The organism is Caminibacter profundus (assembly GCF_054657155.1).
On the sequence record NZ_BAAHXC010000001.1, the window covers coordinates 1100001 to 1120226 of the forward strand.

Annotated in this window: 32 protein-coding genes; all 32 read right to left on the reverse strand. The window is 30.5% G+C overall.

The window, feature by feature from the left end:
* Positions 1 to 83 precede the first annotated feature (83 nt).
* A complete protein-coding gene (gene infA / locus ACYQ1U_RS05870; protein WP_456470144.1) occupies positions 84 to 302 on the reverse strand; it encodes a translation initiation factor IF-1 in 219 nt (72 codons plus the stop codon).
* Positions 302 to 1060 carry a type I methionyl aminopeptidase gene (map, locus tag ACYQ1U_RS05875; protein ID WP_459885298.1) on the reverse strand — a complete coding sequence of 253 codons (759 nt, stop codon included), beginning with the start codon at positions 1058 to 1060 and terminating at the stop codon, positions 302 to 304. The genes infA and map overlap by 1 nt, the downstream gene beginning before the upstream one ends.
* Before the next feature lie 30 nt (positions 1061 to 1090).
* The gene (gene secY, locus ACYQ1U_RS05880) at positions 1091 to 2350 is read right to left on the reverse strand and encodes a preprotein translocase subunit SecY (protein WP_459885301.1); all 1260 of its coding nucleotides are present in this window, start codon (positions 2348 to 2350) and stop codon (positions 1091 to 1093) included.
* 4 nt (positions 2351 to 2354) lie between these two features.
* A complete protein-coding gene (gene rplO, locus ACYQ1U_RS05885; RefSeq protein ID WP_459885304.1) occupies positions 2355 to 2747 on the reverse strand; it encodes a 50S ribosomal protein L15 in 393 nt (130 codons plus the stop codon).
* Positions 2748 to 2749: 2 nt separating this feature from the next.
* Positions 2750 to 3226, reverse strand: a complete 477-nt coding sequence (rpsE, locus tag ACYQ1U_RS05890; RefSeq protein WP_459885308.1) for a 30S ribosomal protein S5 — start codon at positions 3224 to 3226, stop codon at positions 2750 to 2752.
* A 12-nt stretch (positions 3227 to 3238) separates the two neighbouring features.
* A complete protein-coding gene (rplR, locus tag ACYQ1U_RS05895) occupies positions 3239 to 3604 on the reverse strand; it encodes a 50S ribosomal protein L18 (protein ID WP_459885311.1) in 366 nt (121 codons plus the stop codon).
* Positions 3605 to 3613: 9 nt separating this feature from the next.
* On the reverse strand, positions 3614 to 4150 hold the full coding sequence (gene rplF / locus ACYQ1U_RS05900; RefSeq protein WP_459885314.1) for a 50S ribosomal protein L6: 537 nt from the start codon (positions 4148 to 4150) through the stop codon (positions 3614 to 3616).
* Between the two features lie 19 nt (positions 4151 to 4169).
* A complete protein-coding gene (gene rpsH / locus ACYQ1U_RS05905) occupies positions 4170 to 4565 on the reverse strand; it encodes a 30S ribosomal protein S8 (RefSeq protein WP_459885317.1) in 396 nt (131 codons plus the stop codon).
* A gap of 12 nt (positions 4566 to 4577) precedes the next feature.
* Entirely contained in the window at positions 4578 to 4763 is a 186-nt protein-coding gene (locus ACYQ1U_RS05910) for a type Z 30S ribosomal protein S14 (protein WP_007475795.1), read from the reverse strand.
* Between the two features lies 1 nt (position 4764).
* The gene (gene rplE / locus ACYQ1U_RS05915; RefSeq protein ID WP_459885321.1) at positions 4765 to 5310 is read right to left on the reverse strand and encodes a 50S ribosomal protein L5; all 546 of its coding nucleotides are present in this window, start codon (positions 5308 to 5310) and stop codon (positions 4765 to 4767) included.
* Between the two features lie 4 nt (positions 5311 to 5314).
* Complete coding sequence (gene rplX / locus ACYQ1U_RS05920; protein WP_459885324.1) at positions 5315 to 5566, reverse strand: 50S ribosomal protein L24; 252 nt, start codon at positions 5564 to 5566, stop codon at positions 5315 to 5317.
* Positions 5566 to 5934, reverse strand: coding sequence for a 50S ribosomal protein L14 (gene rplN, locus ACYQ1U_RS05925; RefSeq protein WP_459885327.1), 369 nt, complete (start codon positions 5932 to 5934; stop codon positions 5566 to 5568). Before rplN ends, rplX begins: the two co-directional genes overlap by 1 nt.
* 2 nt (positions 5935 to 5936) lie before the next feature.
* Positions 5937 to 6182, reverse strand: coding sequence for a 30S ribosomal protein S17 (gene rpsQ, locus ACYQ1U_RS05930; protein ID WP_459885330.1), 246 nt, complete (start codon positions 6180 to 6182; stop codon positions 5937 to 5939).
* The gene (gene rpmC, locus ACYQ1U_RS05935; RefSeq protein ID WP_007475800.1) at positions 6182 to 6388 is read right to left on the reverse strand and encodes a 50S ribosomal protein L29; all 207 of its coding nucleotides are present in this window, start codon (positions 6386 to 6388) and stop codon (positions 6182 to 6184) included. Before rpmC ends, rpsQ begins: the two co-directional genes overlap by 1 nt.
* A complete protein-coding gene (rplP, locus tag ACYQ1U_RS05940) occupies positions 6375 to 6800 on the reverse strand; it encodes a 50S ribosomal protein L16 (protein WP_459885333.1) in 426 nt (141 codons plus the stop codon). The genes rpmC and rplP overlap by 14 nt, the downstream gene beginning before the upstream one ends.
* Entirely contained in the window at positions 6778 to 7491 is a 714-nt protein-coding gene (gene rpsC, locus ACYQ1U_RS05945) for a 30S ribosomal protein S3 (protein WP_459885336.1), read from the reverse strand. Before rpsC ends, rplP begins: the two co-directional genes overlap by 23 nt.
* On the reverse strand, positions 7491 to 7811 hold the full coding sequence (rplV, locus tag ACYQ1U_RS05950; protein WP_459885339.1) for a 50S ribosomal protein L22: 321 nt from the start codon (positions 7809 to 7811) through the stop codon (positions 7491 to 7493). The genes rpsC and rplV overlap by 1 nt, the downstream gene beginning before the upstream one ends.
* Before the next feature lie 9 nt (positions 7812 to 7820).
* Positions 7821 to 8102 (reverse strand): 30S ribosomal protein S19, encoded by a 282-nt coding sequence (gene rpsS / locus ACYQ1U_RS05955; RefSeq protein WP_459885342.1) that lies wholly within the window; start codon positions 8100 to 8102, stop codon positions 7821 to 7823.
* 9 nt (positions 8103 to 8111) lie between these two features.
* Positions 8112 to 8936 (reverse strand): 50S ribosomal protein L2, encoded by an 825-nt coding sequence (rplB, locus tag ACYQ1U_RS05960; RefSeq protein ID WP_459885345.1) that lies wholly within the window; start codon positions 8934 to 8936, stop codon positions 8112 to 8114.
* A gap of 9 nt (positions 8937 to 8945) precedes the next feature.
* Positions 8946 to 9227: a 50S ribosomal protein L23 gene (locus ACYQ1U_RS05965; protein ID WP_459885348.1), complete on the reverse strand. Its 282-nt coding sequence runs from the start codon at positions 9225 to 9227 to the stop codon at positions 8946 to 8948.
* Positions 9228 to 9230: 3 nt separating this feature from the next.
* A complete protein-coding gene (rplD, locus tag ACYQ1U_RS05970; protein WP_459885351.1) occupies positions 9231 to 9818 on the reverse strand; it encodes a 50S ribosomal protein L4 in 588 nt (195 codons plus the stop codon).
* Positions 9815 to 10390 carry a 50S ribosomal protein L3 gene (rplC, locus tag ACYQ1U_RS05975; RefSeq protein ID WP_459885354.1) on the reverse strand — a complete coding sequence of 192 codons (576 nt, stop codon included), beginning with the start codon at positions 10388 to 10390 and terminating at the stop codon, positions 9815 to 9817. The genes rplD and rplC overlap by 4 nt, the downstream gene beginning before the upstream one ends.
* Before the next feature lie 10 nt (positions 10391 to 10400).
* Complete coding sequence (gene rpsJ, locus ACYQ1U_RS05980; RefSeq protein ID WP_459885357.1) at positions 10401 to 10709, reverse strand: 30S ribosomal protein S10; 309 nt, start codon at positions 10707 to 10709, stop codon at positions 10401 to 10403.
* Between the two features lie 135 nt (positions 10710 to 10844).
* On the reverse strand, positions 10845 to 11507 hold the full coding sequence (locus ACYQ1U_RS05985) for an LOG family protein (protein WP_459885360.1): 663 nt from the start codon (positions 11505 to 11507) through the stop codon (positions 10845 to 10847).
* A gap of 205 nt (positions 11508 to 11712) precedes the next feature.
* The gene (locus ACYQ1U_RS05990) at positions 11713 to 13059 is read right to left on the reverse strand and encodes a TolC family protein (RefSeq protein WP_459885363.1); all 1347 of its coding nucleotides are present in this window, start codon (positions 13057 to 13059) and stop codon (positions 11713 to 11715) included.
* Between the two features lie 95 nt (positions 13060 to 13154).
* Positions 13155 to 14654, reverse strand: coding sequence for a DHA2 family efflux MFS transporter permease subunit (locus ACYQ1U_RS05995; protein ID WP_459885366.1), 1500 nt, complete (start codon positions 14652 to 14654; stop codon positions 13155 to 13157).
* Positions 14644 to 14982, reverse strand: coding sequence for a four helix bundle protein (locus ACYQ1U_RS06000; protein ID WP_459885369.1), 339 nt, complete (start codon positions 14980 to 14982; stop codon positions 14644 to 14646). Before ACYQ1U_RS06000 ends, ACYQ1U_RS05995 begins: the two co-directional genes overlap by 11 nt.
* A gap of 20 nt (positions 14983 to 15002) precedes the next feature.
* On the reverse strand, positions 15003 to 16124 hold the full coding sequence (locus tag ACYQ1U_RS06005) for an HlyD family secretion protein (protein WP_459885372.1): 1122 nt from the start codon (positions 16122 to 16124) through the stop codon (positions 15003 to 15005).
* Between the two features lie 73 nt (positions 16125 to 16197).
* Positions 16198 to 17961, reverse strand: coding sequence for a nucleoside-diphosphate sugar epimerase/dehydratase (locus tag ACYQ1U_RS06010; protein WP_459885375.1), 1764 nt, complete (start codon positions 17959 to 17961; stop codon positions 16198 to 16200).
* Positions 17939 to 19093: a DegT/DnrJ/EryC1/StrS family aminotransferase gene (locus ACYQ1U_RS06015; RefSeq protein WP_459885378.1), complete on the reverse strand. Its 1155-nt coding sequence runs from the start codon at positions 19091 to 19093 to the stop codon at positions 17939 to 17941. Before ACYQ1U_RS06015 ends, ACYQ1U_RS06010 begins: the two co-directional genes overlap by 23 nt.
* Positions 19090 to 19626, reverse strand: coding sequence for a Uma2 family endonuclease (locus ACYQ1U_RS06020; protein WP_459885381.1), 537 nt, complete (start codon positions 19624 to 19626; stop codon positions 19090 to 19092). The genes ACYQ1U_RS06015 and ACYQ1U_RS06020 overlap by 4 nt, the downstream gene beginning before the upstream one ends.
* 1 nt (position 19627) lies before the next feature.
* Positions 19628 to 20218 carry a sugar transferase gene (locus ACYQ1U_RS06025; RefSeq protein ID WP_459885384.1) on the reverse strand — a complete coding sequence of 197 codons (591 nt, stop codon included), beginning with the start codon at positions 20216 to 20218 and terminating at the stop codon, positions 19628 to 19630.
* Between the last annotated feature and the right edge of the window lie 8 nt (positions 20219 to 20226).

The window sequence follows — 20226 nt, forward strand, 5'->3', positions numbered from 1 at the left end:
CTTGAATAGAAGTCTTTAGAAAATTATTTTGAAGTAAAGTGAAGTAAAGTATATATTTTAAGTAAAATAAAAAAGAAAGATTATTATTTATATCTATATGTAATTCTTCCTTTATCTAAACTATATGGATTAATTTCTACTTTTACTTTGTCTCCAGGTACTATTTTAATATAGTTCATTCTTATTTTACCACTAATGTGGCACAATACTTCTTTATCAAGTCCATCAAGTTTTACTTTAAACATTGCATTTGGCAATGCTTCTGTAACAGTTCCGTCAATTTCTAAAACGTCTTTTGCCATTATTCTTCCTCCGTTAAAATTTGTACTTTATTATCAATAATTGCAATTTGATGCTCATAATGAACACCTACTTCCATATCTTCACAATAAACATCCCAACCATTTTCAGCTAAAATTGGTTCTCCGCATTTATGACAAAGCATAGGTTCTAAACAGAAAACATGACCATTTTTAACTTTTTCTCCCTGATTAGCTTTACCTTCAACATAGTTTAATATCTGAGGCTCTTCGTGAGGTTTTCTACCTATACCATGACCACTATAACCTTTTAGTGGTACATATCCATGAGATGTTATATATTCCTCTAGAAGTTTACTAATTTGTTTATATCTCATTCCAGGTTTAATATTTTCTACTGCATAATAAATAGCATTTTTAGCAACTTCTATCATTTTCTTATAATCTTCTTTAATCTCACCTACACCTACCGTAATAGCTGCATCACCATACCAACCATTAATTTCCACCCCTACATCAAAACCTACAACATCACCTTCTTTTAAAGGTTCATTATCTGGAATTCCATGAATCACTACTCCATTACGACTAATACAAACACTATTTGGAAAATCATATAAACCTTTAAAAGCAGGTCTACCACCATTACTTCTTATAAAATCTTCAGCCATTTTATCAAGTTCAAGTGGAGTAATGCCTGGTTTGGTGTTAACTCTTAATAGCTTTAATGTCTTAGCAACAAGTTGTGCAGATTTTTTAATCTCTTCAATCTCTTTTGGTTTTCTGATAGCTATAGCCATATAAAAATTCTCCTCATAAAGATAAAGGGCTTAAAGCCCTGTAACTGATAAAGTATCATATTTTTGCATAGTAAGTTGAGCTTGTATTCTTCTCATAGTATCAATTGCAACTTGTACTACTATTAAAACGGCAGTCCCACCAAAATAAAAGTTAATTCCTATTAATTTCACAAGTAACCATGGTAAAACAGTAATTAGCCCTAAATATAATGAGCCCCAAAAAGTAAGTCTACTTGCAACTTCATTTAAAAATTTTGCAGTAGCTTCTCCTGGTCTAATTCCAGGAATGAATCCACCTTGTTTTTTAAGATTTTCAGAAATTTCTTTTGCATTAAATACAATTGAAGCATAAAAATATGCAAAGAAAATAACTAAGAAAAATTCTATAATATGAAACAAGTATCCATTTGGATTTAAAACATCTCTAATTTGTACTAATATAGGATTGCTAGTTCCACTAAGCACTGTTAATGGAAACATTAGAATAGCACTTGCAAAAATTGGAGGAATTACTCCACTAAGATTTAATTTTATAGGAATATAGTTCATTATTCTTTTAAATCTATTTTGCATTAATACCTTTTTTTGATAAGACACAGGAATACGTCTCTCAGCTAGCTCTACATAAATAATGAATGTAACTGTTGCAATAACAATTGCTAAAACTACTAATAGTCCTATTACACTAAGTTCTCCAACATCTACTAAATTTAAGATTCCTACAATTGCAGACGGAATTGCACTAACTATACCAGCAAAAATTATTAAACTAATACCATTACCAATGCCTCTTTCACTTATCTGCTCTCCTATCCACACAAGAAGCATTGTACCACCTAACATTGAGAATGCTGCTAATATTACAAAAGTAGTAGTATCAATCATTACAGCACTCTCACCCATCCTTCCAGTCATTGAAGTCAGACCCATTGCAATACCAATTGCTTGAATAAATGCAATAGCAACTGTAGCATATTTAATAATTTTCATATACTTTTGAAAACCTTGAGAGTCTTTTTTAAGCTCACCTAGTTTAGGAAAAGTTGCAGCAAGTAGTTCCATAATAATGGAGGCGGTAATATAAGGCATAACTCCTAGAGCAATAATACTCATTCTCTCAACCGCATTACCACTAAACATATTAAGTAAACCTAGCGCATCATTTTGATGGCCAGCAAAAAATTCTTTAATCACATCTATATTTACCCCAGGTACCGGTACATACGCAAGTACTCTATAAATAAGAAGGAAACCAAGGGTAATTAAGATTTTTTTAGCTATTGGATTCATACCCTTACTTTCCAGAAGTTGTTATGTTAGCGTCTTTTATTTTGTCTTTTAATTCTTTAGCTTTTGAACCAATTAATTTAATGTTTCTTGACTTAATTTTTACAATTTTACTTAAATTCTCAACAGTAATTTCATCTAGCTCTAAAATTGCACTAAATTTATCAACATTTATTGCTTGAGGTTTTTCTCTTTTACTTTTAAAACCTACTTTTGGTAATCTTCTTTGAAGTGGAGTTTGACCACCTTCAAAGCCTCTTTTTTTAGAAAATCCAGTTCTACTCTTTTGACCTTTTTGTCCACGAGTAGCAGTTTTTCCATAACCACTAGCAGGACCACGTCCTACTCTTTTTGTTTTATGAGTTGAACCACATGCCGGTTTTAAATTGTGTAATGCCATGATTAAGCCTTTTTACTTTTAATCATTTGCAGAGCTTTAATTGTTGCTCTAACAAGGTTATGAGGTTCATTTGAACCAAGTGATTTTGAAAGAATATCTTTAATACCAACAAGCTCTAGTACTGGTCTAACTGCACCACCAGCGATAAGTCCAGTACCCTCACTTGCTGGTTTTAATAAAATTTTTGATGCATTAAATTTTGCTTGAACATCATGGTTAATAGTATTCCCATGAATACCTTCAATTTTAACAAGGTTTTTAAATGCATCGTCAATTGCTTTTTTAATTGCATCTGGAACTTCTTTAGCTTTACCAGTTCCAACTCCAATTATTCCTTTTTTGTTACCAACAACTACTAAGGCGTTAAATCTAAATCTTCTACCACCTTTTACAACCTTAGTAATTCTTCCGATATTAACAACTACTTCTTCAAATTCTTCTCTGTTATAATCTCTTATTACTTGTTGTTTTTTAGCCATTTGCCTTTTCCTTTAAAGTTTTATACCATTTTCTCTTAGAGTATCTGCAAATGCTGCAACTACACCATGATATTTATATCCGTTTCTATCAAAAGCAACTTTTTCAATACCAGCTTCTTTTAGTTTTTGAGCAAAAATTGCTCCAGCTTTTTTAGCTCCTTCAATATTTGAAGGAAGTTTTTCTTCAAGATGAGCTGTATTTAAATGAGCTAATGTATGAGCTTTTGTGTCATCAATAGCTTGAGCAATAATATATCTATTTGATTTGTAAATTGTTACCCTTGGCATTTCAGCAGTACCGCTGATTCTCCCTCTTACTCTTCTTTTTCTTTTAAGTCTTCTTAAATCTCTCTTAGCTAATTCTTTACTTCTTCTCATCTCTCACCCTTATTTTTTAGCTGTTTTACCAGCTTTTCTAATAATATGCTCATCAACATATTTAACACCTTTACCTTTATAAGGCTCAGGTTTTCTAAAGCTTCTAATTTCAGCTGCTACTTGTCCTACTTGTTGCTTATCAGAACCTTTTACAGTAATAATATTTTTTTCAACAGTAATAGTGATGCCTTGAGGGATTTCATAATTAATTGGGTGTGAATATCCAAGTTGTAACTCTAATACATTACCTTTTACAGCTGCTCTATAACCAACCCCATTAATTTCAAGTTTTTTCTCAAAACCTTGAGTTAGTCCAATTACTGCATTATTTGCTAATGCTCTAACTGTACCCCACATTGCTTTTGCAAACTTAGTATTTACAGCTGGTTCAAATGTTAAAGTATCACCTTCAATGTTTACTTTAACAACACCTTTTGTATCAATTTCTTTTGTATCTTGGCCTTTTTTAATAATTAATTTATTCCCTTCAAGTTTAGCTTCAAGGCCAGAAGCTAACTTTACGGGTTGTTTTCCGATTCTACTCATTAAAGCTCCTTAAAAAATTTTACCAAATACTACAAATTACTTCGCCACCAACTTTAAGGCGATAAGCTTCATCATTAGGTAATACACCTTTATTTGTAGAAACAACTAAAGTACCAAATCCATTTTTGTAATTTTTAATATCTTGATATCCTTTATAAACCCTTCTACCAGGTTTAGAAATTCTTTTAACTTCATTAATAATAGAATTTCCATTTTCATCATATTTTAAAGTAACATTAATGAATTTTTTGTTTCCATCTTCAATAACTTTATAGCTTTCGATATAACCTTTGTTTTCGAAAACTTTTAATACATCTTCCATAAGTTTTGAATGGTTTAGTTTTGTAACTTCTAAACCTCTCATACTAGCGTTTCTAATTCTTGTTAATCCGTCTGCAATAATATCATTCATCATAGTGGCATCCTTTTACCAACTTGCTTTTTTAACACCAGGGAGTAATCCCTCGTTTGCCATTTTTCTAAGGCATATTCTACAAATTCCAAAATCTCTGTACACAGAGTGAACTCTACCACAAATAGAGCATCTAGTATATGCTCTAACTTTAAATTTTGGTTTTCTTTTAGCTTTAGCAATCATACTTTTTTTTGCCATTTTACTTTCCTTTTGTAAATGGGAATCCGATAAGTTCTAGCATTCTAAGAGCCATTTTATCGTCTTCAGTTGTAGTTGAAATATTAATATTCATACCATGAACTTTAATAATATCGTCATAATCAACTTCTGTAAATACTAATTGTTCGTTAAGTCCAAAGTTAAAGTTTCCTCTTCCATCAAAACCATTTTTATTTACACCTTTAAAGTCTCTAACTCTTGGAAGAGCAACAGAAATTAGTTTTTGTAAGAAATTCCACATCATATCGCCTCTTAGTGTAACTTTTACACCAACAGGCATACCTTCTCTAACCTTAAAACCTGCAACAGATTTTCTTGCAGGTGTAATTACAGCTTTTTGTCCTGTAATAATTGTTAAAGTATCAGCTACGCTTTGAAGGAATTTTTTATCTCTTGCACCTTCACCTACACCCGCACTTACTACAATTTTTTCAATATTTGGAATAAGCATAGGGTTTTTAATATCAAACTCTTCTACAAGTTTTGGTCTAACTTCTTTTAAATATTTCTCTTTTACCTCAAACATCGCATCAGCCTTCTACTTTTTTTACATTAGAGATGTGAATTGGTTTTTCAATATATTCAAACCCACCTTTTGGGTTTTGTTCAGTTGGCTTAACAGCCTTTTTAACAACATTCACACCTTTAACTATAACTTTAGCTTCTTTAGGAATAACTTTTAAAACTTCACCAATTTTACCTCTATCATCTCCAGCGATAACTTTTACAGTATCGCCTTTTTTAATCTTAAATTTAGGAGGTTGATTTTTTCTAGCAGCCATTATAGCACCTCCGGAGCAAGTGATGTAATTTTTTGGAAACCTTCATATCTAACTTCTCTAGCAATTGGACCAAAAATTCTTGTACCAATTGGTTCTTTTTTAGCATCAATAATAACTGCTGCGTTATCATCGAATCTAATTAAAGAACCGTTTTCTCTATGAATTTCTTTTTTAGTTCTAACAACAACAGCTTTTACAACTTGACCTTTTTTAATTTTTCCGTTTGGAAGGGCTTTTTTAACAGAGGCAACAATAATGTCACCTACTCTTGCATATCTTCTTTTTGACCCTCCCAAAACTTTAATACACATTATTTCTTTTGCACCGCTATTATCAGCGACTTTTAGTCTTGTAAATGGTTGAATCATTCTTATTCTCCTCTTTCAACAATTTCTTTAAGAACGAATGTTTTTCTTTTAGAAATTGGTCTATGCTCAATTGCTATTACAATATCACCAACTTGTGCTTCATTTTTTTCATCATGAACAAGATATTTTTTAAATTTTTTAACAATTTTGTGATATTTTGGGTGTAAAACTTTTCTTTCAACTAAAACGTTAATAGTTTTATCACCCGTTTTTTTTATAACTTTTCCTTGAATAACTCTTTTAGGCATTAGTTACCCCTTTTTTGTCTCATCGCAGTTTTAATTCTTGCGATGTCTTTTCTAATTTTAGAAACTAAAGATGTATCTTGTAGCTGCATAGTTTTAAGTTTCATTCTAGTTTCAAATAGTTCCATTTTTTTGTTTTTTAGAAGCTCTTGAAGTTCAGCTTCTGATTTTTGAACTAATTCTGCTACATTTAATTTAGTATAGCTCATTTTCACTCTCCATAGTTACAATTTTTGTTTTAAAAGGTAATTTTGCAGCTGCAAGCGTTAAAGCTCTAATAGCTGTGTCATTATCGACACCAGTAATTTCAAAAACAATTCTACCAGGCTTAATATTCATTACCCACTCTTCAACGCTACCTTTACCTTTACCCATTCTCACACCAACAGGTTTTGCAGTTAAAGGTTTGTCAGGGAATACTCTAATCCAAATTTTACCTGTTCTTTTCATAGTTCTAGATAGAGCTACCCTTCCTGCCTCAATTTGACGAGAATTAATTCTACCAAGCTCAATAGCTTTTAATCCATAAGTACCAAATGCAAGGCTATTACCTCTATAAGCCTTACCTCTATTTCTACCTTTTTGTTGCTTTCTATACTTAGTTCTTTTTGGCATTAACATTTCTGCGTCCTTTTCTTCTTCTTTGAGGCTTTGCCTCAGTTGAAGATTGTGCTTCTTTTTTTTGTAATACTTCACCTTTGAATATCCAAACTTTAACACCAATAATTCCATAAGTTGTTAAAGCTTCTGCAAATCCATAATCTATTTTTGCTCTTAAAGTATGAAGTGGAACTCTTCCTTCAAGATACCACTCAGTTCTTGCCATTTCGGCACCGTTAAGTCTTCCTGATACTTGAACTTTAATTCCTTTAGCTCCGGCTTTTAATGCATTTTGAATAACTTTTTTCATAGCTCTTCTAAATGCTACCCTTCTTTCAATTTGAGTAGCAACATTTTCAGCAGCAAGTTGTGCACTTAGTTGTGGTTTTCTCTCTTCTTTAATATTTAGAATAAGCTCTTTGTCTCCAACTAATTTTTGAAGTTCTTTTTTTAGAGCTTCAACTTCGCTACCACCTTTTCCAATAATAATACCAGGTTTAGCAGCGAAAATAGTAATTCTAACTTTCTTTGCAGTTCTTTCAATAATTATATCGCTTATACCTGCATAATAAAGTTTTTTCTTTAAGAATTTTCTAAGTTCATAGTCATTTAATACATTCTCAGGCATAGTATTATAGTTAATAAACCATCTACTTCTCCAGTTTCTATTAATCCCAAGTCTTAGTCCGATTGGATTCGTTTTTTGACCCATTAGCTTTCCTTTTCAACTTCTACGTAAATATGAGCTGTAGGTTTTTGGATTCTACTTGCCATACCTCTTGCTCTTGGTCTAAATCTTTTTAGATAAGGACCTCTATCAACTCTACAAGATTTAACTACAACCTCATTTGCATCAAAACCGCCATTTGCAACTGCACTTGCAATTACTTTTGCAATTACTCTTGCTGCTTTATTTGGCATAAACTCTAATTTTGCAAGTGCAACTTCTGCATTCATTCCTTGAATTTCTCTTGCAACAAGTCTTGCTTTTGTTGGGGATAGTCTTACAAATCTTAATACTGCTTTACTCATCACCTATCCTTACTTACCTATTTTCTTTTGAACAGAACCTTTATGGCCTCTAAAAGTTCTGGTAGGTGCAAATTCACCAAGTTTGAAACCAACATGTCTTTCAGTAATATATACTGGAATAAAATCTCTTCCATTATGTACGTTTATAGTAAGACCTATCATTTCAGGAACAATTGTACTTCTTCTTGACCAAGTTTTGATTGGTTTTGGGTTTTTTTCTTCTTTTGCTTTAAGAACTTTTTTCATTAAATGGTCATCTACAAAAGGACCTTTTTTTAAACTTCTAGCCATGAGCTATCCTTATTTCTTTCTTCTTGAAATTATATATTTATCAGATGGTTTTTTCTTTCTAGTTTTATAACCTTTAGTAGGCATACCCCAAGGTGTAACTGGATGATTACCTTTACTTCTACCTTCACCACCACCGTGTGGATGGTCAACTGGGTTCATAGCAATACCTCTTGTTTGAGGTCTAATTCCTAGCCATCTACTTCTACCAGCTTTACCAATAGTAATATTTTGGTAATCAGCATTACCAACAGTACCGATAGTTGCCATACATTCACCAAGAATTTTTCTCATTTCACCACTAGGAAGTCTTAAAATTACATATTTTCCTTCTCTACCCATAATTTGGCAGCTATTTCCTGCTGCTCTTGCAATTTGTCCACCTTTTCCAGGTTTCATTTCAACATTATGTACTACAGTCCCCACTGGGATATTTTTAAGTTTCATAGCGTTACCTGGTAAAATATCAAGTCCACCTTCTGCTGCCATAACAGTATCACCAACTTTTAGACCTTCTGGTTGAATAATATATCTTTTGTCTCCATCTGCATAAGAAATTAGACAAATTCTACAGTTTCTGTAAGGATCATATTCAATTGTCATAACTTTACCAGGTACACCGAATTTATTTCTTTTAAAATCAATAATTCTGTAAAGCTTTTTATGTCCAGCTTCTCTATGGCGAGAAGTAATTCTTCCCATGTTGTTTCTTCCAGCTTTTGCCGGAAGTTTAATTAATAATCTCCTAACCGTCGGTTTTGAAGTAATATCGCTATTATCAAGCGTTGTCATAAATCTTCTTGACGGTGTATACGGTTTATATGTTTTTACTGCCATCTTCTATCCTTATACACTTAGGCTTTCAAGTTTTGCATCTTCAGGTAATTTAACATAAAATTTTTTGTAATCTGGTCTTTTACCTTCAATACCTCTAAATCTTTTCACTTTACCTTTTTGTCTAAGTGAATTGATTTTGATAGGTGTAACACCGAAATACTCTTTAAAAATTTGTTTTAATTGATTTTTAGTAACTTTTGGCGTTGTTTGAACTACTAAAACGCCTTGCTCTTGTAAGTTTAGAGCTTTTTCTGTATAAACGATTGATTTAATATCTGTAATATCTGCCATAGCTTAGCCCTTTATAACTTTATCAAATGCAGCTTCATCAAATATAATTGATTTAAATACGCTTGCATAATATGCGTTTATTTCTTCCGGTGTAATAATATATACATTTGGAATGTTTCTAAATGCTAAAAATGTTTTTTCATCCATTTCATCAACTACAATTAAGTAGTCTCTTTCATTAAAATTATTTAGCCATTTTACAGCATCTTTTGTTTTACCAGATTCAATTTTGATATTTGGTACAACATAAATTTTTTCTTCATTAGCTTTTTCATTTAGTGCATATTTTAATGCAACTCTTTTTTGTTTTTTATTTAGTTTTTGTGACCAATCTCTATCATTTCTTGGTCCATGAGCTACACCACCACCTACAAAATGAGGTGCTCTAATACTACCTTGTCTAGCTCTACCTAAACCTTTTTGTCTAAATGGCTTTTTACCACCACCGCTTACTTCACCTCTTGTTTTTGTGTGAGCTGTACCTGCTCTTTGGTTTGCAAGATAAGCTTTTACATAAAGATAAAGGTTATGTGGATTAATTCCTTGAAAATCTTCCGGTAATTGATTAATTTTTTTAAATTCTACGCTCATTTCACAATCCTTACTTTCCCTAAGCTTCCATTTGCTCCAGGTACACTTCCTTTAATTACTAAAACACCCATATCTGGATCAAATTCAACTACTTCAGCATTAACTGTTACATTTTTATTTCCATAGTGTCCTGGCATTTTTTTACCAGGCATTACACGTCCTGGAAATTCACAGTTACCAATTGAACCAGGTGCTCTATGAAATCTACTACCGTGGCTTCCAGGTCCACCACCAAATCCATATCTTTTTACAACACCAGTAAAACCTCTTCCTTTTGATTTAAATGTAATTTTTACTTTTTTAGCTTCTTTTAGAGGTTCTACACTTAAATCTCCTGGCTCAGTATTTGCAACTTTAAGTTCAACAAATCTATTATATTCTTTGTCAAGCCCATATTTTTTTTGCATACCTTCAATAGGCTTATTGAATTTTTTACCTTGAGGATAAGCTACTAGAGCTTTTTCTCCTTTAATTTCACACACTTTTGCTGGTACTATTTTTAGTAGTGTAACAGGGATACTTTTTTCTCCTACTGTCCTACTCATTCCGATTTTTTCAACTATAAATTCCATTCAATTCTCCTTAACTTAATGCCCTAACTTCTACATCCACCTCTGGTGCCAACTCTAATTTCATTAGTTGGTCAACAGTATCAGGCGATGCGTTAACAACATCAATAAGACGTCTGTGAATTCTAATTTCAAACTGCTCTCTTGAATCTTTATTGATGTGAGGTGATCTTAATACTGTATATCTTCTGATTTTAGTAGGTAGAGGAATAGGTCCCTTTACTTCTGCACCAGTTCTTTTAATTGCATCTGTAATAATTAAAACCGCTTTATCAAGCACTCTGTGGTCATATGCTTGTAATTTGATTCTGATTTTTTCCATACTCTTTCCTTTTTAAAGATCTCGTGGATTTCCACGCTTTTGGAGTTGAAATTATAAGTGATTTTTAAGTTTTTTGCAAGAGAAAAATAAGGAATTTTTTCCTTCTAAAAAGGAAAATCAAAAGATATAAAGTAATTAAAAAAGCTTAATTTTTGGGTAAAGCAGATTCTTATGCATATATTCAACTGCCTCATTTACATCATCTGTAACGATAAATAATCTTTTATCTTTTTCATCAATATATTTATGTTCAAGCATTTTGTCAAAAAACTTCAAAAGTGGTTCATAAAACTCTTTTCCAAAAAAGACTACTGGTATTTTAGTCATTTTTTTTGTTTGTATTAAAACCAATACTTCACTAAGCTCATCTAAAGTTCCAAATCCTCCTGGCATCATTACAACACCTACACTATATTTAAGAAAAGTTACTTTTCTTGTAAAAAAATATCTAAACTTAATAGAAGTTTTTACATAAGGATTAATGTGTTGCTCGTAAGGCAAATCTATATTAAGCCCTATGCTAATTTTAGCACCCTTATTTGCAGCTTCCATAATCCCAGGGCCACCTCCTGTAATAATGGCAAATCCTTTAAAGCTCAGAGCTTTTGAAATTTCATAAGCTTTTTCGTAATAAAAGCTTCCTGGCTTCTCCCTAGAACTTCCAAAAATAGAAATTGCAGGTGGAATATCATCAAGTTCTTCAAAAGCATCTGTAAAATCACTCAAAACCCGAAACATCCTCCACATATCTTTTGTTAAATCCCTATTATCTAAAAACTCTTTTTGAATATCTTTCATTTGTTTCCTTTTGTTTAGTATATTTGTATATTGGTTATTGGTATATTGGTTGTATAAAAGGTTATAGAGGTTGTAGGTGTTAGTAGAAGTATTAGAGGTATAACTTTTATTAATACTAATTCTAATATGATTAGAAACTTAATCGGACAAGTTTTTCCATTTTTAATTGGCATAACCTCTACTACCTTTATTACCCCTACTACCCCTAATAACCTCTAATAACCTCATCTCCTCCATCAAGATTTGCTTTTAGGGTATAAAAGAAAATCTGTGAATCAATATAGTCTTTTTTGGCTTTAGATTCAGCTAACTTTGCAATAGCTTCACTCAAATCAACACTATCAACTAATCCTTCATTAAATTTTGATTTTATTTTTTCATAAAACTCAAGTCTTGCTTCAACTTCTTTAATTGCCGCTTTAAACTGATATTTTAGAGAAACTAAAGTATTAATGTCGTTTTGCAACTCTACTTTTGCTTGATTTAGATAATTTTTGTAATAAATTAATGCATTAAGTTTTGATATTTTTGCCATTTCAAGTTTAGCCCTGTCAGCTCCTCCATTAAATAAATTCCAATTAATCCCAACTCCAGCATAAGACTTATCAATATTTTGATAATCGTTTTTATTTAAAATAAAATTATCTGCTTCTCTTTTTAATCCTAATTCAAATCCTATTTTAGGATAAAAAGAAGACTTTGCGAGTTTTTTACTAATTTCTGCAATATCAAGATTTTTAGCAATTTCTTTGACATCTGGTCTATTTTTTGGGTTTAAGTTTTTTTTGAGTTTAATACTAGGAAGTAAACCTATACTAACTACCTTTTGATTTAAAAGAGATGAGAGAGTGTTTATTAAATTATTTCTTTTTGAGATACTTTGTTTTATTTTTGCCAAAATTTCATAGTATTTTGCATCAATTTCGTATACTTGAGATTTATCAACAAGTCCTTCATTAAAAAACGCCCTTACCTTTTCTCTTGCTGAATTTAAAGCACTCTTTGCAAAATTAAGTGCTTTTATTTCTTGGTTTAGTGCATAAATTCCTGCATACAATTTTGCAGTATTTAAAATAAGCACTCTTTTTGTATTTTTCAATTTAAGCTTTGTTTTTATTAGATTTATTTTTGCTTTTTCTATTGAGTTTACAATAGCAAATCCACTAAATAAAGGATATGAATATTTTATCTCACCAATATAATGGTTCTTATCACTCATAGGAAGGTCAGTATTAAATGTTTGATAGATAAGATGCGTACCATCTGGTGCCACTTCTACTGGTGTAGTAGTTGTCAATTTCATAGTAGGTCTCTCAAATGTATGAATAGCCATATAGCTTAAGTCTACTTTACCATAGTTTAAAGATTTTGCAACTTCAAGTGATTTTTTTGAAAGCTCAACCTCATTTTTAGATAGCTTATAAAGATATGAATTTGATATTTTTTTTACTATTTCATCAAAACTCTCAGCACTCAAAAAAATTGGCAACATCAACAAACAGAAAAATTGCAAAAACATACTTACTTTATTTCTTAATCCTACATTCTTCATCCTAAATCCTCCGTTATTAGTTATTAGTTTTTGGTAATTTTTTCAATTCTCCACTCTCCACTTGGAACTTGGCAACTTTTATATTCTAAATCGTATTATTTTTTGCTTTTAATAAACAACAACGAAAAAATAAAAACACTTCCAATAGCTCCCCATAATGCTGCATCAAGCCACACATACTTAAATCCATAGTTAAATGCCATAAACTCTTCTAAATTTCTAAAAATAACTTCACTAGCTTTTCCAAAAATATGTTCTAAATAGACTAAAATATCTTCTGTCATTCTATAATTTTGTAAGTTAGTCATCCCCTCAAACTCTTGTGTTTTATAAAACATCATATTATTCGTAGCTATTGCAGTCCCAAAACTTCCACCAATAAATCGCACATAGTCCATTGTCATAATACCTTGTTCGGTTTTTCCATTACTATTATTCATAACTAATACTGTAATAGGTGCGAAAAAAAGTCCCATTGCAATACCAAAAGGCATTGTTTTAAGAACGGCTTCATAAAAAGGAGTATAATAATTAATACTTGGAAATAAAACAAATCCACTCCATAAATAAATTATAGCAGCTACAATAAGAACTGGAACTGGAGAAAATTTATCACTAAGCATACCTGCAATAATACTAAATATACCAATCCAAATACCAAAACCTAGCACCCCTAAACCTGCTTGAATTGAACTTAAGCCCTTCAGATGCTCATAATACATAGGAATCAAATAAAAATACTGATACATAGAAAATCCAAGTAGTATAAAATAGACCAAAATTCCTATAGTGTAATAAGGGTTTTTAAAAAGTGTGTAATCAAATAAAGAATTCTTACTAAAATATTCACTAATTACAAAAAACAAAAAACTAACCCAAGCCAAAAATCCTAAATAAACAATAAAATTACTATTAAACCATCCATATTGCTGACCTTTTGATAATAATATTAGCAGCGAAACCGTAGCAACAGTTAAAAAAAACAAAGAAACAAAATTAAGTTTATACTCTTGCCTTTTTGAATTATCCGGCAATAACAAACTACCAAAAATAACCAAAACAATACCAATAGGTACATTTACAAAAAACACTGCCCTCCAACTAAACCATTCAGTCAAATACCCCCCAAGTGTTGGTCCAACAGCTGGAGCAAATGCAACTCCAAGAGCAAAAATACCCATAGCAATTCCCTTTTTGTCTTCAGGGAAAAAACTAAATATCATCATATGAGCAGTTACCATAATTAACGCTTCTGCAAACCCTTGAAAACTTCTAGCAATAACAATAGAAAATAACGAATTTGAAATTCCACACATAAAAGAAGAAAGTGTAAAAATAGCAACACTCGCAATATATACCCACTTATTTCCAAATCTCTTAATAAGCCATTCTGTAACAAGCAAACCAACTGCTGCTGCCGTCATATACGCAGTAATTACCCATTGAACGCCATATATATCAGTCGATAAAGGCCCTTTGAGTCTTGGGACAATAATATCAACTACCGTAGTATCTAAAACGGCCATAAAGGCACCAACTATTACTAATAGAATGGATAATGTAAAATGGAAAATAGAAAATGATTTAATTTGCATTTTTTACAATCTTTGATAGAATTTTTATAATTTCTTCTAAATCATCTAATAAACTTTTTGCTTGTTTTTGAGTTAAATATTCACTATCTTTTAACAATTTAATCCAATATCTACTCTCTACTGCTTCTTTTAGAACAATTGACATTTTATTTTTAAACTCCTTTTTTGATATAGCTTCTTGTGCTTCAGCTACATTTGCACCAATAGATGTCCCACTTTTTAATAACTGCTTTGATAAAACAAAATCTTTTTTCGCAGATAAATACTTATAAACTTTTACAATTCTCAATGCAAACTGATAACTTTTATCTACTATTACATTTTCCATTTTCCACTTTCCATTTTCCATTAGTGCAAATTGCACTTAGCAATTTGCACTTCTCCGCTCATTCCAACTTTTACTCCTTTTGGAACTTCTTTAAATTTGATTCTTACATAAAATCTTTGAGCAAGTTTTGTAAATTCACCACTGCTAATATCTCTTGGAACTAGTGCAAAAGTAGCAACACTTACTGGAAGAATTTTATCAACCACCCCATCAAAATCTTTATCTAATGCATCTATATGAATTTTTACTTTGCAACCAAGCTTAATACCTTTCATTTTGGTCTCTTCAAGCAAGTTTAAAACATACAAATCTTTTAAATTTACAATACTCAAAATTTTCTGACCTGCATTTACAACCTCGTGCGTTTTTGCAAACTTTTTAGCAATACTTCCACTAAAAGGAGCATAAATATATGAATCTTTTAAATTCTCTTCAATTAAAGCTAATTTTTCTTTTAGAGATTTTTCCTGAGATTTCATTGAACTAATAAGGAATGAAAGTCTATTTATTTCTTTTTTAGAATTTTTCGCTAATTTAAGTTTAATAAATAAAGCATTTTTATCTTCTAACATACTCTCAAGCGTTTTTTCATCTGCTTTTATTTCATCGTTTAAGGCAAAAAAAGCTGTTTTAATTTTTTCATATTTTTCACGAGAAATTTTTTTCTCTTTGAATAATTTACTAAATCTTTTATAATCATTTTCTAATTTTTTAAGCTGATACTTTTTAGCATTAATTGCATATGATTTTGCCTCTATAAGTTTTTCACTTTTTTTAATTTGGGTTTTTATTAAATTTATATTTTCATTTATATCAAAAGTTAGCTTTTCTTTTTGCAAAATAGTAGCTTCAATTTTTTTGCTTAAAGCATTAATATTAGCTTTTAATTCATTTCTTTGAATTTCAAGACTTTTGGTATCAAGCTTAGCAAGAAGCTCTCCTTTTTTTACCTCATCACCCTCATTTACATAAACTTTCTCTATTTTACCTGGTAGTTTGAATGAAAGGAAAGTGAGTGAATCTGATTTTACAAATACGGCATTGCTTGAAACAAAGTTTTTATTAAACTCAATATATTTATAAAGACCAACTCCACTAACAACCAATAATACAATAAAAATAATTAAAGCAATCTTTTTCATAAATTCTCCTATTTTTTAAACTATTTTATCACAGGAGAATTGATATGTCAACCAGCACTAACTAAATAAGCTTTTAACCTTTATGATTAAATTCAACAACTATTTCTTTTAATTTTTTAACAATTTCTTTTTTGTCTGTTAATTTAACTAATTCTTCAATATCTTTATTTAATTCTTCAATATCAATAATAGTTGGTTTTGCTATAAAGATTGATTCATATTTAGTTTTCTTTTCTGCTTCATTAATTAATAATTCTTCATAAAGTTTCTCTCCAGGTCTAAGTCCGATAAACTCGATATTGTTTTCATCTCTTCCTGATAACTTTAACATTTTTTTAGCTAAATCAACAATTTTAACAGGCTCACCCATATCCAAAATAAAAATTTCACCATTCTCAGCCATACTTCCAGCCTGCAGCACCAACTGACACGCTTCAGGAATTAGCATAAAATATCTTGTAATTTCCAGATGAGTTACAGGCAGTGGCTTATTTTCTTTTATAAGTTTTTTGAATTTTGGTATAACACTTCCACTACTACCAAGCACATTTCCAAATCTAACAGCAGAAATTTTTGTATTCTCAGCATCAACATTTTTAGAAGAAATTACGTTTTGAGCATACAACTCACATACTCTTTTAGTAGCACCCATAATATTTGTAGGTCTAACTGCCTTATCGGTAGAAATTAGAATAAAATTTTTGACTTTACATTCAATTGCCAAGTCAATTACATTTTTTGTCCCAATTATATTATTTAAAACAGCACTTCTTGGATCTTCTTCACACAAAGGCACATGCTTATATGCTGCCGCATGAATTACAATATCAGGTAGTTCTTTTTCAAACACTCTCTTAATCTCTTCAAATTTACTTACATCAACTAAATAAGGGTTTCTTTTTATTTTTAACTCTTCATTTATTGCATAAAGATTATATTCACTGCTATCAACTAAAACAAGCTCTTTTGCTAAATATCTCTCGCAAAGTCTGCATATTTCACTTCCTATACTACCACCTGCTCCTGTTATTAAAATTTTTTTACTCTTAACAAAATTTCTAATAGCATTTTGGTCTAAATCTTTTGCTTTTCTTGCAAGCAAATCTTCAATTGAAATATCTTTTAACCTCTCTTCAAAAGGATTATAAATTTTAATATCTTCAATTCCTTTTTCCTGTAAAAACTCAACAAGTTTATCAAGGTCATTTTGAGATAAATCTTTTGTTATTATTGCCGTTTTTATTTTCCCATCAATACTTGAAATATCTTCAACCTTATACCCATATAAATAAGTTCCAACTAAGTTTTTTTCATTATCATATATTTCTAGTATAGAATAAGGAATATTTTGCTTAAGAAGCGAAATTGTTTTTTCATTAGCTCCAATAATTAAAGCTTCGGTTTTATCAGTTGAGAGTTTTTCATAAAGTAATCTTTTTGAGATTCTAAAAAATCCTATAAAAAGAAGTGAGAGAAAATAATCAATTATAATTACACTACGAGGGAAAGGAACAAAAAAATCTCTAAAAAGTAAAAGCACTCCCCCACCCAAAATATAAGCTAAACTGGTCGCAAAAATAAGTGATTTCAATTCTTTAAGAGAAAAAAACCTCCAACTGACAAAATATAATTTGAAAAAATAATAAAAAGAAACTTTTGATAGTATTAAAACTAATGCAACCTCAAAAAATTTTCCTAAATAGTCTGAAGGAATTGCAAAATTAAATCTAAGTAAATAAGCCAAAAATAAAGTTATTATTGAAATTAAAACATCTCCTACAATAAAAAACAAAGCTCTTTTTATATTAGTAGGTCTAAACAGATTTGATAATTTCACAAATCTCCTTTACTTGATTTTTGTTAAGAGTTGTGCCACTTGGAAGACAAAGTCCTTTTTTAAATAAATTTTCACTTCTTCCGTTTAGATATGCTTTTGCTCCATTAAATAAAGGTTGCAAGTGCATTGGATTCCAAAGAGGCCTACTTTCTATTCTTTTTTCTCTTAATCTCTTCATTACTTCAAAAGGATTTTTATTTTTAAAAACGACAGTTGTGAGCCACCTTGTACCTCTTGTGTGAGGGAGTTCAGGCATAAACTCTTCATCTAAAAATTCTTGATACCACTCAAAAATTTCTCTTTTTTTAGCAATTCTCTCTTCAATAACTTCCATCTGACCAACACCAATAGCAGCAAGGATATTGCTCATTCTATAATTAAATCCAACTTCTTTATGCACATATTCTATAAACTCACTCTCCTTTGCTTGAGTTGAGAGATGTTTTACTTTTTTTATATATTCTTCATTGTTACTAACTAAAACTCCTCCACTGCTTGTAGTTAAAAGCTTATTTCCGTTAAAACTATAAACTCCTATATCCCCTATTGTCCCAGAATACCTCACTCGGAACTTAGAACCTGGAACTTGGCTACTCTTTTCAATTTCAACATTTTCCACTTGAAACCTAGAACTTGGAATTTGGCTACTTATATAATACGCCCCAAGACTTTCCGCCGCATCTTCAATTAAATAAATCCCGTTTTTCTTACAAATTTCTAAAATAGGCTCAATATCAGCAACTTGCCCATATATATGAGGTAAAACTACAGCTTTTATATTATTTTCTTTTATTGCTTTTTCTAGTAATTCTACGTCCATATGCCAATACTCATCTACATCTATAAAAATAGGCTCGTTTCTTTCATACAAAATAGGATTAACCGAACCAATAAAAGTAAAAGTAGAAACAGCCACTTGTGAATCTTTTATTCCTAAAACCCTAAGAGCTAAATGAAGTCCACTTGTAGCATTACAAAGAGCCACTGCTGCTTTTGCTTTTGTATAATTCCTAACTACTTCTTCAAATATATCTATAAATTCTCCTACCGGTGCTATAAAATTAGATTCAAACGCTTTTTTTACATACTCAATTTCTTTTCCTCTCATATGAGGAGGTGAGAGATAAATCATTTTCTAAATCTTTTAAATACTTCGTTAAAATCTATTTTTGTAGGACATTTAATATCTTTAATTTCTAATATTTCATTAGTAAAATCTCCTATTTTTTGATATAGATTATCCTTTAATCTATAAACCTTAGCTTTTAAAAAATCTGGATAAACTAACATATAATACTTTACTCCTTCATTTTTGTAAATTTCAAATTTTATAGTTTCATCTCTTTTTGCAGTTGAAGAGCTTACAACCTCTACTATTACTTCTGGGGCTTTTGTTATGAATTTATTAGTTTCATTACAAATTAAAGAAACATCTGGTTTTAAAACAGTATCTTCACTTATAATATAATCTTCTTCTAAAACAACTAAACACTCTTCACATTCTAAATTTTTTTTAATTTCAAATGCTATATTAAAAGCAACAGCTTGATGGATAATGACTGGACTTGGTGCCATTGCAATAGGAAAACCTTCTATTAATTCCCATTTACCTTCCCAATTTTTATAATCTTTATAGGTATAATATTCTACATATGCAAGTGGCATTTTAACTCCTTATAGTCTTAATAATATACTCAATATCCTTTTTTAAAGACCAATTTTTAATATATTCTTTATTAATTCTTACTTTATCTGGCCAAATAACTTCATTATTATACTTAATTGGATCAGAAACACCTGCTAAAATCTCTTCTTCATTTTTGTATTTTAAACTAGCAGGTCCTGTAATTCCAGGCTTAACTGATAAAATTATTCTGTCTTCCCCTTGTAACTTATCTGCATATCCCGGTACATCAGGCCTAGGACCTACAAAAGACATATCACCTTTTAAGACATTTATAAACTGAGGTAACTCATCAATTTTATATTTTCTAAAAATTTTGCCGCTTTTTGTTATTCTATTATCATTAGCAGTTGTAACAGTACTGCCATTATTAGGATACATCGTTTTTATTTTTATAATGCTAAATTGTTTTCCATTTTCACCTACTCTTTTTTGTAAAAAAAATCCATTCGATTTCGTCTCAATACTTGCAATAAGCCAGGCAATCAAAATTATTGGCCAGGTAATTATAAGCCCTACTAATGCTAAAGTAAAATCAAAAAATCTTTTAATTAGTTTGTCTTTTTTAGTCATTTTAAATT